We start from the raw sequence: 11,148 nt of genomic DNA on the forward strand, positions 1-11,148 counted from the left end.
GTGGCGCGAGATCGATGATGCCCGTCCGATGGGCGTCGCGCGCGAGCTGGCGATCGAGGTTCGTCCAGCGCTCGGCCTCGATCTGTCGCTCCAGCGCGGTGCGGATGTCGTGATCGGTGCGCGGGCCAAGCTCCTGGGTGATCAGGTCGCGCGCGCGGTCGCGCATGCCTTCCTTGATGTAGTCGCGCGCGATGACAAGGTTCTCGCCGTCGTCACGAACGCCGCGCACGATCAGGTGGATATGCGGGTGCTCGGTGTTCCAGTGATCGACCGCCACCCAGTCGAGCCTCGTCCCGAGGTCTCTTTCCATCTGCCCGACCAGGTCGCGGGTAAACCGCTTGAGGTCCGCCATCTCGATCGCGTCGTCCGGCGACACGATGAAGCGGAAGTGGTGGCGATCGTTGGCGCAGCGCTCCGCGAACGCCTTGGGATCGGCGTCGTCAGTACCGGGACCGAAGAGCCGCGCCTTCTCTCCGTCCCGGGTGACGCCCTCGCGCCGCAGATAGCCGAGATGGGTCGCGAGGGGGGCGCCGCGCGCGCCGTGGCGGACGACGCGCGCCTTGACGACGGCGCCGCGCGAGCGCGCGGTAATGAGGCGGTTGGCCTGCACCGAGGCACGCTGGCCGCAGCCGAAGCGCGAGCGACGGCCGGGGCCGATCGTCCCGTTGCGGGAGACGGAGCCGCCGGCGCGCTCAGCGGCGGCGAGCGCCTGGGCGATGAAGGGTCGAGCCCGCTGCGCGCGGGTGGAGCGGATGCGGCCGGGCCGGATGCGGAAGTCATCTTCGGCGCTCATGGCCGCGACCCCGCACATCGCGCCAAGCGACGGAATTCATTGTAAAAGTGACGAAGCCGCAGGCTGCGCCGGGACGGCGCACCTCGCGGTTTCGGCATGTAACCTATTGCAAAACCACAACCGTCATGGCGCGCACATCGCGCCCCTTTATCCTGCCATCGTGCGGTTGTGGTTACGTCCTCCCGCCTCATCACACTCTGTCGTGCGCTGGGGTTCGCTACACCGCGATCTGGAAACAGGCGCGTCATTGCTGCGGGTCCGGACTAGCCTGTGCGACGAAAAGGCTGGAGGAGCGCGGTGAAAGCGATGCCGCGTCATGCGCTTGCGGTGTCGTCGCGTCGTCACCGGGCACGCGCTGTTCTTGCGATGGTGCTGCATTCGCGCTGCCGTTCCCGCGCACGACAAACAAAGAGGAGCGGGTCCACGCGAGCGGATCGGGTGCAATCGTGGCTGCGTCATCGAGCGGCTTGCCGCCGATAAGGGGCGCGAGCAAAGCGACATAGGCGCGCGTTTCGGCTGGCAGCGCGCGAACGCCCGCGAGGTATTCCTCATATCGCTGAGGGCCTGCGTTGTAGGCCGCGAGGAAGCCGGGTGAGCCATAGCGGTCATACAGTTCGCGTAGGTACGCGGTGCCAGCGAAGATATTGTCGTGTGGGTCGAAGGGATCGCTGCCGAGACGATAGCGAGCCCGCAGCTCAGGCCATGTGTTGGGCATGATCTGCATCAGGCCCATAGCGCCCGCACGAGAGACGGCGCGCACGTCGCCCGCGCTTTCGGCGCCCATGACCAAGCGTATCCATGCAACTGGGACGCCGAAGCGCCGCGCTGCTTCAGTCATGTAGTTGGCGATCGGTTGCGCCCGTTGAGCGCGCGCGACGGCCGCGTCCTGACCAAGCGCTGCGCCAGTGAATGGCCCGACGATCAGCAGGCCGGAAAGGAGAAGAGCGGCAAGACGCCGGGCAAGCGACGCTCGCCCGGCCGCCTCACTCCGTCTCCGCGAGATCGAGCGGATGACCATTACTTCAGTCCCGCTCGGGGCGCTTCTGCGGGCGGCTCCAGTGCAAGCCCCAGACGGATTTCGCGTCGCCCGACTGAAACAGATTGGCGCGGATCGGCTGGCCCAGGGTGGGGTCGTCGATCTGGACGGAGACGTAATCGCCGGCCTTCTCTCCGGTGCGCTTCCAGCCGGCGCCGATCTCAGGACCGTTGCCGTCGCCGAGATGAACGCGATAATCGGGCGCGTTTTCAGCGTCCGAATGCTCGGCGGGAATCAGCACCATCTCGCTGTTGACTGCGAGCGTGCGGACATGGCCGGTGTAGCCGTTCTTCGTGCGTGTAAACTCTCCGATCTGTGGCATTGGAAACTCCCTTTGAGCGGTGAAGAGGACGTGTTTGGCCCGCCGTCACCGCGTTGCGGCGCGCCATTCGAACTGGCCGTCGCCCTCCTCGTCGGTCCACAGCGGGATCGCGCGGCCGATGATCGAGTTGGTGGCGAGTGGACCGAAGTAGCGGCCGTCCATGCTGTCGGGAGCGGCCCAATTCATGAGAAAGACTTCGCCATCGGCGATGCGGCGACAGCCCTGCCAGGCCGGTAGCTCGCGGCCCGCGTGGTCGCGCGCCAGCGCCTCGCCCATGTCGATGCCGTCAACCGTGACATGCGCGCCGTCACGACAGACGCGCTGGCCTGGAAGGCCGGCGACGCGCTTCATCAGCGGCACGCCGCGCGGCAGATAGCGGCGCTCGGCCATGAAGGAGGCAAGCGGTTCGGGCATATTGACGGCGAGGAGGTCTGTGACTTCGAGATGCTGCGCCGGCTCGATGGAATAGAGGCCGAGCGGCACGCTGGCCGATGCATTCCAGATGAGCTTCGGCGCGACCGGAAGGAAGGAAAGCACGCCAACCGCCATCACGGCGAAGTACGTCGTCATGACATAGCCAAAGCGCGTCACGGCTCGACGCTCCGGCGCAGAAGGATCGCCTGATGCTGCTCGAGTGTGTAGCTGCGCGGCTCCTGGCCGGCGGTGAGACGATTGTGGACGTGCCGCCAATGATGCGGCGACACCTCGGCCGGATCGATTCCGATCGCCTCGATGGCATCGATGAACTGGAGGACGCGCTCGACCTTCGGCCATCCCTCCATCTTGAGCAGGATGTCACCGCCGGGCCGCACGAACGGGAGCGTCTGAAAATGCTCGCCGGGCGTGATCGCCCGCACGATGTCGATGCGCGAGATGACCGTTCCATGGTCGTTCGACGCCCAGCGCACGAGGGCGAAGATGCTGTTCGATGCGAAGCTGAGCGTCCGGCGGCGCCGGTCGAGGATCTGCTCGTCCTTCTCCTTGCCGAAGCGAATCCAGTACTCGACCTTCTTCTCGATCCACGTCAGTTCGACGCGCGTCAGGCCGTCGACGGGAAGCGGCGGCGGCACGAGGCGCAGATGGGACGCACTGCTCATGGCAGGTCTCCTTCGGCTGGAGGGAATTCGCGGGCCAGCAGGTCGCGAAGCATGTCCGCGACGGTCTGCCCGCGCTGGAAGGCGACGACCTTGATGCGGCCGCGCAGCTCCGGTGTGATGTCGATCGTCAGCCGCGCGGTGAAAGCGGCGTCGTCGCCATTACCTTTGGCGCGGGGTTCCGGCGCCTTGATCCAGCGTTCGGGGTCGGCGGGCCGCGCGATGAAGGCGCGCTTCGAGGAGCGTTGCGTCATCGCGCCAGCCTCCCGATCTCGGCCGCAAGGGCGGTGATCTCGCGCGCTGCCGGACTTGCCGCGTGTGCTTCCCAGACGAGCCGGCCGGACTGCGCGGCGTCGGCAAAGGCGACACGCTGTCCGATCCTGGAAGCGAGCAATGGCGGATCGTGATCGGCGAGCGTCAGCGCCGTTTCCCGCGCGATGATGGTGCGCGCGGCACATCGGTTGAGAACGAAGCGGGCGACGAGGTGCGGGCGATAGACGCGCGCCTCGCTCAACAGCGCGAGCATTTCGGCAGAGCCCCAGCCGTCGAATGGCGACGGCTGCACCGGGATTACGACGCAGTCGGCCGCCAGCAGCGCCGAGCGCATCAGCCCGGCGACGCGTGGCGGGCCGTCGATGACGATGTGATGAACATTCCGCGCGAGCTCGGGCGCTTCGCGGTGAAGCGTGTCGCGCGCCAGGCCGAGGACGCCGAACAGGCGTGGGAGGCTTTCGCGTGCGCGCTGTTGCGACCAGTCGAGGGATGAGCCTTGCGGGTCGGCGTCGATGAGCGTCACACGCTGGCCGCGTCTCGCCCACTCACCGGCGAGATGGAGAGCGAGCGTGGTCTTGCCGACGCCGCCTTTCTGGTTGAGCAGAGCGACGATCATGGCGCGCCCCGCCGTTGGCGGCGCTCATGCACAGGTGTGGAGCGCGGCGCGGCCGTTAGAAAGATTCCGAAGGAATCTTGGTTAGAAGAGTTACGGCGCGCGCAATGTCTTGAATCGGCGCCGGGATTCGATGTTTCCGGTCCCCGATAGCACGAGGATCGGGTCCCCGATGGCACGATAGGTTCGGTCCCTGATAGCACGAGGGGATTCACAGCTTTCTCCCGGTGCGAGAGGTTCTGCGCTGCGCCAGCGATGCGAGGACAGCGGGATCGACCGGCGCGAATGTAAGGCGTTCTTGGGCGTCCGACGGCTGCTGGATCGTTAGCCGGTAACCGGGCAGCGTCTGCCGGCGGACGATGTCGCGCAGGTCGTAGGTGAAGTGCTTCAGCGGCGAGAGGCTGCCGGACTTCGCATGAAGGTAGGCGACGTCGAAGCTCCAGCCGTACTGCTGGCGGCCGCCGTGCTTGCGCACCAGGCGATAGAGCCAGCGCTCGAGGCCGCCAGTCAGACGGAAGTACGCGCGGTCGATCGTCAGCACCAGCGCGTCATCGAGGACGGCGGCAAAGAACCAGTCCGGCACGATCAGCTCCAGACCGAGCGGGCGGCCGTGCGCATCCGCGCGTTCCTTCCACTCGTTGATCCAGGAGAAGCGATGCATCCGCCGTTCGCTCGGCTGTCGAATCGAGGTCGCGACGGTCGTGGATTGCAGGCGATCAAGCGCAGACTTGAGGCGGTCGTAGTCGCGCGCGCTCACGCCGCGACCGATGAAATTGAGAATCTCGTAAGGCGTCGCCGCCATCAGCCGAGACGGCTGCAAGCCGAGGTCTCGCGCCTCGACGATCTGCGAGGCTGCCCAGATCAGCACGTCGGCGTCCCAAATCGTCGCCATGCCGTGCTCTGGCACTGCTTCGACGCGGATGACGATCGTGCCCGCCTTGAAGTCGATCGGTGTCAGCCGCTTGGACTTCGCCAACGAGAAGAACGGATAGGCCATGAGGTCCTGCGCGTCGCGCGGCGCGAGATCGCCCGGCAGCGCCCGGAAGAGATCGAGCTGCTCGCGTTCACTATTGCGGGGTGCCGAGGACATACGCCGCGCCTCAGCGACGGCCGCGACCGGCCTGCGCTGCGGCCGGGTCGTGGCGTTTCGCCGGCAGCACCGAGCCGCGCGGATCGGACGTCGAAGTGACGGCGCCGCGGTCGGCCCAGGCCTTGAGGTCGTCGAGCGCGTAGACGACGCGACCGCCGAGCTTGCGGTAAGCGGGGCCGGTGCCGTAGGTGCGATGTTTTTCGAGTGTCCGGCTAGAGAGGCCGAGGAAGTCGGCGGCCTCTGGCGTCCGCAAGAAGCGCGGCGGCAAGCCGGCGAGATTCGTCATGTCGCACCTCCGGGCGTTCGTTCAGGCTGTCGGCGAGCATCGGCGAGCGAAGGCCACGGTGGCGGAGGAAGGCAGCGTGGGGGGATGGCGAAGATGCGAATGCTAAAATCGCACCCCCTGCGGATCAGGTGACGGCGAGGCTATTGACGCCGGCGGCGCCGTAGCAGCTCGCGATAGCCGCCGGCGATCAGCGCGAGGCCGTCCTTCACGAGGTCGATCGTCACGTCGCGAAGTGCGGAGGTCTTCCACGATGTATCGGCGATGCGGGCTGCTCCAAAGATGGCTTCGGCGATTTCGCGATAGCTGGCGCCTTCTGTGTGTCCATCCACCGCCTGGAGCATGCGCCGAAGCCGCCGGCGCTGCTGCTTGGTGAGTCTCGGGTCGATCGGTACCTTCCGACCGTTGACGGCGCGCCAAAGGCGGGTCACGGCGTCGATGCGGTCGAGTCCATCGGGGCCGAGCGGAACCAGTGCGACAAGCGGGTTCGCGGGCGAGGCATCGATTGTGAGGAAAAGCCGAACGGCGCTCGCACCGTCGCCATGAACGATGCTCAGTCCGTCCAATCCAGCGCGAGCGCTGCTCGCATCAAGATCAGGCGCGACGACGCTCTCGACTGCGAGCGTGGGAGGGATCGCGGTGGCAATGACCGTGCCGGGATCGGCGTCCGGCGTCCAGAAGACGGTGGCGTTAGTGGCGGCGAGCGACGGGTCGATCGCGAAAGAGCAGCCCCCAACGCGACCGGACCAGCGCGGTGAAGCGCTGGGCGGCAACGGAGGACCGCTCGCTTTCGGCAAAGTCTGCTTGATAGTTCGTGTTGCGCCTCAGCCATTCCCAGGCGAGGTCGGGTGCTACGAGAAGATCGAGATAGTCGTAGGTCTCGGAGGTGCGCCAACGCGATGTATCGGGGCCCATGTGTTTCCTCCCCCGACCCTTGGTCGGGCGCGTGCGAAGGAGGAATACGATCGCCGGTTGAGTCGACGGCGGGAAGTCCCCGAACATGCAAGGCGTGATGCTAGGATGGCATCACGTGTGGATGTCAGGCCTCGCGCGCGAGCTGGCGATATCCGCACTCACGCATCCAGCGGGCCCGGGCCAGGTGGCTGCGGTGGACGCGGTCGGCGCGCTCGGGTTCCTTGCCGGCGTCGATGCCGAACAGGAGCGCGACCGCCTCACGCCAATCGGCGCCATCGGTTTCTGCATCGAGCAGCCGCATGTAGAGCTTCATGTGGGTGCGATCGTAGCTGGTTAGCGCCGTGCCTTCGGGGGGTTCGTCGAGAAATGCCTGCTGTGTCAATTTGGCCCCCGACGGCCGAGACGTGTCTGGTGCAACGGTTTGTTAACCCTACGCAGACTGGCGGCCGGCGCAAGAGGAGCGCGGTCTGTCGGGAACAAAGTCTTGCCACCGCCAGGCGTATGCGTGGTGTCACTTTCTGCGGGTGGCGCCGACCTTCGCGCGGACAAGCATCACTCCTTCGCCCTGGTCGGACGACAGGAAGACGATGCCGTTGGCCTCTAGCGTTCGACGGACTTCGTCTTCCGTCGACTCGTAGACGGCGCGATGGCCGGATTCGAGGCGCTTAAGCGCCGTCAGTGAAACAACGGCCCGGTCGGCAAGCGTTTCCTGCGTCCATCCCAGCAGCGCGCGAGCGGCCCGCGATTGTCGGGCGGTGATCATGCATGATCACCTCCCATTGGATCGACCGAGCGCGCCAGAACTACGACTAAAATAGTCGCTCTTGCTTTGTTAAGCGAGCGAAAATGGAGGCTAACGAAGGAGAGTTGGCCGAATCACGGCGAACTGATTCGGTCGCTCTGGCGGCTCGCCTACCTGAAGTAGGCTGGACCCCGCCCGGGGAGCCCAGGGCGGGGCCTTAGGCTCGCCTCACTCGCCGTTGCGGCGGCCGTTGGGGCGGGACCAGATCAGGCTGAAGGCCTCGCCGTCCTCGTCGTCGAAGAGGTTGGCGTAGATGGGAGCCGTGAACGACGGGTCGTCGAGCTTGAGACCGAGATAGTCGCGGCCCTCGTTGGAGCGCTTGGCCCAGGCGGCGCCGATCTCGACGCGGCCCACGAAGACGCGGTGGCTGGGGGCGTTCTCGCCCGAGCGGCTGGCTTCGGGAACGATGCGGACGTTCTTCGCCTGGACCGAGAGGGTGACGATCTGGCCGACGAACTCGTTGCCGGACTTCTTGAAGGTGCCGATGGTCGCCATGGTAGTTCTCCTTGATCTCTGTTTCGAGCCCGCACCATTGCGGCCTCGATGGCGATCGGTTGGCCGGAGGCGATCGACGGCGCACCTGCGCGCAGGCCGTAGCGCAGCGGAGGATGGCAGCCGGGAGACTTTCTTGTTTCGCGAGGAATGGGCGCAGCCCAAGGGAAGAAAGTCGATCGGCGCCATTGCGGCATAGGCGATCGAGGCGAAGCCGGCCTTCGGCCAGATCAGCCCATCAAAGAGGCCGCTTGGAGCGCTCGATCAGACAGAGAAGGATCAAGGAGAACTGGCGACTCCGTCGTGCAACCGTTGAGACCCGGCGGACGGCGGCGAGGGCTTCACCATGTCGAGGCAGGCAGAATCCGCATCATGACTCCGGAGGAGACGAAAGGGCGAGCGATCCTGCCGCTGCCCCTCGGGGCGCGATGTTCGTTGTGCTGCCCAGCCTGCGTTCCGGAGTGATCAGCGAGCTCAAGCACGTACCCGCGTTGTCCGGCGCGGCCGCGTTGGCCACCAACGAGGAGGGATCAAAGGCAGCGTGATCTGGTTATGCCACCGTGCTTGCAATGGCGTCAGGCGCGAGCCACGCCCTGGCCGGATTGACCGGGCGGGGCCAGCGTCGCGAGCCGGGCGAAAGCAGTGATGCCGACGACAACAGCCCCGATCACCGAGAAAGCGACCGCCCAGGTTTCCGAGGGCATCGTGTGCTTCACGATGCCATGGGTCGCGTGATAGCCGGCGATGGCTGCGGGCGCGACAAACACCGCCGCAATCATCAAGCGCAGCCAGAGCGGCTTGACGAACGCAAGCAGGAGGTGGCCGACGAGGAGCGTCGCGAGACCCGCGACGAACCCAACGGCGATACCTCCGACCCAGCCCGCGCCGGTGCCGTATGCCCACACACCTGCCGTCACACCCGCGAACAGCGGCAGTGCATAGACCGCAAGGTAGAACAAGAGAGCGCAGATGACGCCAATGGCGGCGATGCTGGCGAGAATGCTGACGACGATCATGATGGTGGCCTCCGTAAGAAGGATCTGACGGTTGCGCCTTCCACCACCACCACGGCGCTAACGGTTACTATAGCAAAAAATCGAAGGCCGCGGCGAGTTGAAATCGCCGCGGCGCCCCGATTCCGATGGTGTTTACGGCGATCACATCGGTTTATCGCCATAGCGCCAGACGGGAACTCCGAGCTTGCGGGCCTTGTCGGCCAGGTTGTCCTGGATGCCCGTGCCCGGGAAGACGATGACGCCGATCGGCAGCACGTTCAGCATGGTGTCGTTGCGCTTGAACGGTGCGGCTTTGGCGTGCCTCGTCCAGTCGGGCTTGAAGGCAATCTGCGGCACGTTGCGGTGATCGGCCCAGCGTGCGGCGATGCGCTCGGCGCCTTTGGGCGAGCCGCCATGCATGAGCACCATGTCCGGGTGCTTGGCGTGCACCTGGTCGAGCTTGGCCCAGATCAGCCAGTGATCGTTGAAGTCGAGGCCGCCGCTCAGCGCGATCTTCGGGCCGGGAGGTAGCATGACTTCGGTTTCGGCGCGCTTCTTCGCGGCGAGGAAGTCTCGGCTGTCGATCATCGCCGCAGTCATCGCGCGGTGGTTGACGAGTGAACCGCTGCGCGGCCGCCAGGCCGAGCCGATCTTGCGCTCGAAGTGCTCGCAGGCCTGGTCGCGCATCAGCTCGAAGGCGTCGCGTCGTTCAATGAGCGTCTGCCCCTCGGCGATCAGGCGCTCAAGTTCGACAGACTTGACCTCGGTGCCGTCCTGTTCGCGCTGGCTGCGGCGCTGCGCCTGCTCGTTATCGTCGAGCTCGCGGGCGATGCGGTCAGCGGCGCGATGGAAGACGTTGGTGGTCGACCAGAGCAAGTCTTCGAGATCCGGTTCGAGGCGGGTGTCGCTGAGCGTGACGATCAGCGCATCGAAGATGTCGGCGATGGCGCCCGCGACGGTATTGCCGTCGGGAAGCGGGCGGGGATCCGGTTCGTCTTGGAATGGGCGAAAGCCGTAGAGTTGCAACTCGGCGAGAACGTGATCGGTTGGAGATGAGCTGTGGTGGGGTTCGAAATCGTCGTCGCTGGGCATGGGATGCTCCGTCGCTGGATTGGCCGCGACCCTCGCGGCCTTCATGGCGACGGAAGACGGCGGACGGTTCGGCCCTGCACCCGGAGCGAAGCGCAGGGCCGAAGCGCAGCGGAGGGCCGAAGGGGGCCGACTATTTTGCTTCGCGATGTAAAGGCGGCTCTGCCGCCGACGGAAAATAGTCGGCCCACGAGGTTGCCGGGCCGTGCCGTTTGCCGTCCCGATCGCCTCTCAGGAAGGCCGTGGGCGCGGCTCTCTTCAGCACCGTGGAGCATCGGCCGCCGGCGACGCGATTGACCTCACCGCCGTTCCGGCCGTCTCTTGTGCTCGGGAGCTCTATGCGGCCTCGGCCATGAAACGCATGACGTCCGGGGACGCGACCTGCGCCCGAAGGTTCGCCCGCAGCGCGTCGGGCCCGAGCATGCGGAGATCCTCGTTGAAGTCGCCCAGTCTTGGCGACAGCACGATCGCCTCGATGCCGCTGTCGGCCGCACGTTCGATCAACGTCGTCATCGCGCCGTCACCCACCGGATCGTCGTCGCGCGCGATGTAGAGTCGGCGCAGCATGTCGGAGAAAAGGATGGCTGAAAGGTGGGCTGCCGAGAGTGCGGCGGCCATCGGCATGTTGGGCAGCGCCATCCTAAGCGACAGCATGGTCTCGATGCCTTCGCCAGCAGCCATGACGTCGCCAGCGACTCCGAAGCGGACGGCGTGACCGAGAAGATCGCCCATCGCGCGGCGCGGCGTGTCGATCGGCGCCTTGCCGAGGCGGATGGGGTCGAAGCCCTCGGGGTCGAGCCAAGTCCGATGCGCTCCGGTGAGTCGGCCGTCGAGATCGGAGACGGCGGCGATCATGGCGGGCCAGGTCTCTGTCGCGGAATGCTCGTCCGGCCGGTAGTAGCAGCGCGGGTGGAAGCGCAGCGATCCGGTTCCGTGCAAAGACGTAATGCCGCGCCGGCGGAGATACGTCTCGGCGAGCGTGCCGTGGATCGGCAGTGACATGGCGAACAGGCGCCGCGCGGCTTTCGGCGAACCCGTTGGAGCTGGCTGGATCGTGCGCCGACGCTCGCTCGCCTGCGGCTCGGGCTGCGGCAGGCTGAGGAAGGCACGTGCCTCCCTCGCGACATCCGCGAAATCCACGAGGCCGCAGGTCTCGCGGATGACGTCGAGCAGGTCGCCGTGCTCGCCGGTGGCGGCGTCGGTCTTATGTTCAACTGCACATAAGACCGATTATGTTGCGGCGCTGGTTATGTTGCGGCCCCGCGCTGGACGGCCGTTTTGTGAGGGATCGGCAGCTTCTGCGCAACATAACCTCCGCCCGTCAGGGAGGGTCGCGTGATGCGCCGCGACG

General features: G+C 66.3%; 16 protein-coding genes and 1 pseudogene. All 17 read right to left on the minus strand.

Going from position 1 to position 11,148, the window contains the following annotated elements; all coding sequences use genetic code 11:
* Positions 1–793: relaxase/mobilization nuclease domain-containing protein (locus tag CCR97_RS01365; protein ID WP_201159244.1), on the minus strand; the 793-nt coding region annotated here is incomplete at its 3' end.
* 244 nt (positions 794–1,037) lie between these two features.
* The gene (locus CCR97_RS01370) at positions 1,038–1,811 is read right to left on the minus strand and encodes a lytic transglycosylase domain-containing protein (protein WP_111357992.1); all 774 of its coding nucleotides are present in this window, start codon (positions 1,809–1,811) and stop codon (positions 1,038–1,040) included.
* Positions 1,812–1,815: 4 nt separating this feature from the next.
* Positions 1,816–2,151 carry a DUF736 domain-containing protein gene (locus CCR97_RS01375; RefSeq protein ID WP_111357993.1) on the minus strand — a complete coding sequence of 112 codons (336 nt, stop codon included), beginning with the start codon at positions 2,149–2,151 and terminating at the stop codon, positions 1,816–1,818.
* Between the two features lie 45 nt (positions 2,152–2,196).
* Positions 2,197–2,742 carry a S26 family signal peptidase gene (locus tag CCR97_RS01380; protein WP_111357994.1) on the minus strand — a complete coding sequence of 182 codons (546 nt, stop codon included), beginning with the start codon at positions 2,740–2,742 and terminating at the stop codon, positions 2,197–2,199.
* Complete coding sequence (locus CCR97_RS01385) at positions 2,739–3,248, minus strand: DUF2840 domain-containing protein (protein ID WP_111357995.1); 510 nt, start codon at positions 3,246–3,248, stop codon at positions 2,739–2,741. Before CCR97_RS01385 ends, CCR97_RS01380 begins: the two co-directional genes overlap by 4 nt.
* The gene (locus CCR97_RS01390) at positions 3,245–3,499 is read right to left on the minus strand and encodes a ribbon-helix-helix protein (RefSeq protein ID WP_111357996.1); all 255 of its coding nucleotides are present in this window, start codon (positions 3,497–3,499) and stop codon (positions 3,245–3,247) included. Before CCR97_RS01390 ends, CCR97_RS01385 begins: the two co-directional genes overlap by 4 nt.
* The gene (parA, locus tag CCR97_RS01395) at positions 3,496–4,134 is read right to left on the minus strand and encodes a ParA family partition ATPase (protein WP_111357997.1); all 639 of its coding nucleotides are present in this window, start codon (positions 4,132–4,134) and stop codon (positions 3,496–3,498) included. The genes CCR97_RS01390 and parA overlap by 4 nt, the downstream gene beginning before the upstream one ends.
* Before the next feature lie 208 nt (positions 4,135–4,342).
* On the minus strand, positions 4,343–5,221 hold the full coding sequence (locus CCR97_RS01400; RefSeq protein ID WP_111357998.1) for a replication initiator protein A: 879 nt from the start codon (positions 5,219–5,221) through the stop codon (positions 4,343–4,345).
* A 10-nt stretch (positions 5,222–5,231) separates the two neighbouring features.
* On the minus strand, positions 5,232–5,507 hold the full coding sequence (locus CCR97_RS01405; protein WP_111357999.1) for a helix-turn-helix transcriptional regulator: 276 nt from the start codon (positions 5,505–5,507) through the stop codon (positions 5,232–5,234).
* 140 nt (positions 5,508–5,647) lie between these two features.
* A complete protein-coding gene (locus tag CCR97_RS01410) occupies positions 5,648–6,277 on the minus strand; it encodes a DUF2285 domain-containing protein (protein ID WP_207199361.1) in 630 nt (209 codons plus the stop codon).
* The gene (locus CCR97_RS31520) at positions 6,195–6,506 is read right to left on the minus strand and encodes a transcriptional regulator domain-containing protein (protein WP_338049045.1); all 312 of its coding nucleotides are present in this window, start codon (positions 6,504–6,506) and stop codon (positions 6,195–6,197) included. The genes CCR97_RS01410 and CCR97_RS31520 overlap by 83 nt, the downstream gene beginning before the upstream one ends.
* Before the next feature lie 37 nt (positions 6,507–6,543).
* The gene (locus CCR97_RS01415; RefSeq protein WP_111358000.1) at positions 6,544–6,801 is read right to left on the minus strand and encodes a DNA -binding domain-containing protein; all 258 of its coding nucleotides are present in this window, start codon (positions 6,799–6,801) and stop codon (positions 6,544–6,546) included.
* A gap of 129 nt (positions 6,802–6,930) precedes the next feature.
* Positions 6,931–7,182 (minus strand): helix-turn-helix domain-containing protein, encoded by a 252-nt coding sequence (locus CCR97_RS01420; protein ID WP_111358001.1) that lies wholly within the window; start codon positions 7,180–7,182, stop codon positions 6,931–6,933.
* Positions 7,183–7,389: 207 nt separating this feature from the next.
* Complete coding sequence (locus CCR97_RS01425; RefSeq protein WP_111358002.1) at positions 7,390–7,716, minus strand: DUF736 domain-containing protein; 327 nt, start codon at positions 7,714–7,716, stop codon at positions 7,390–7,392.
* Between the two features lie 572 nt (positions 7,717–8,288).
* Positions 8,289–8,729 carry a hypothetical protein gene (locus CCR97_RS01430; protein WP_111358003.1) on the minus strand — a complete coding sequence of 147 codons (441 nt, stop codon included), beginning with the start codon at positions 8,727–8,729 and terminating at the stop codon, positions 8,289–8,291.
* A 141-nt stretch (positions 8,730–8,870) separates the two neighbouring features.
* Positions 8,871–9,800 (minus strand): DUF2493 domain-containing protein, encoded by a 930-nt coding sequence (locus CCR97_RS01435; RefSeq protein ID WP_111358005.1) that lies wholly within the window; start codon positions 9,798–9,800, stop codon positions 8,871–8,873.
* A 333-nt stretch (positions 9,801–10,133) separates the two neighbouring features.
* Positions 10,134–11,000 (minus strand): annotated as a pseudogene (locus CCR97_RS01440) (DUF7146 domain-containing protein); the annotation flags it as partial.
* Between the last annotated feature and the right edge of the window lie 148 nt (positions 11,001–11,148).

This window comes from Rhodoplanes elegans, assembly GCF_016653355.1.
Classification (GTDB): Bacteria; Pseudomonadota; Alphaproteobacteria; order Rhizobiales; family Xanthobacteraceae; genus Rhodoplanes; species Rhodoplanes elegans.

Excerpts from the sequence above, each read along its gene's own strand:
- CCR97_RS01370 (WP_111357992.1), bottom strand. The coding sequence starts at position 1,811 with ATGGTCATCCGCTCGATCTCGCGGAGACGGAGTGAGGCGGCCGGGCGA.
- CCR97_RS01375 (WP_111357993.1), bottom strand. The coding sequence starts at position 2,151 with ATGCCACAGATCGGAGAGTTTACACGCACGAAGAACGGCTACACCGGC.
- CCR97_RS01385 (WP_111357995.1), bottom strand. The coding sequence starts at position 3,248 with ATGAGCAGTGCGTCCCATCTGCGCCTCGTGCCGCCGCCGCTTCCCGTC.
- CCR97_RS01390 (WP_111357996.1), bottom strand. The coding sequence starts at position 3,499 with ATGACGCAACGCTCCTCGAAGCGCGCCTTCATCGCGCGGCCCGCCGAC.
- parA (WP_111357997.1), bottom strand. The coding sequence starts at position 4,134 with ATGATCGTCGCTCTGCTCAACCAGAAAGGCGGCGTCGGCAAGACCACG.
- CCR97_RS01400 (WP_111357998.1), bottom strand. The coding sequence starts at position 5,221 with ATGTCCTCGGCACCCCGCAATAGTGAACGCGAGCAGCTCGATCTCTTC.
- CCR97_RS01405 (WP_111357999.1), bottom strand. The coding sequence starts at position 5,507 with ATGACGAATCTCGCCGGCTTGCCGCCGCGCTTCTTGCGGACGCCAGAG.
- CCR97_RS31520 (WP_338049045.1), bottom strand. The coding sequence starts at position 6,506 with ATGTTCGGGGACTTCCCGCCGTCGACTCAACCGGCGATCGTATTCCTC.
- CCR97_RS01420 (WP_111358001.1), bottom strand. The coding sequence starts at position 7,182 with ATGATCACCGCCCGACAATCGCGGGCCGCTCGCGCGCTGCTGGGATGG.
- CCR97_RS01425 (WP_111358002.1), bottom strand. The coding sequence starts at position 7,716 with ATGGCGACCATCGGCACCTTCAAGAAGTCCGGCAACGAGTTCGTCGGC.
- CCR97_RS01430 (WP_111358003.1), bottom strand. The coding sequence starts at position 8,729 with ATGATCGTCGTCAGCATTCTCGCCAGCATCGCCGCCATTGGCGTCATC.
- CCR97_RS01435 (WP_111358005.1), bottom strand. The coding sequence starts at position 9,800 with ATGCCCAGCGACGACGATTTCGAACCCCACCACAGCTCATCTCCAACC.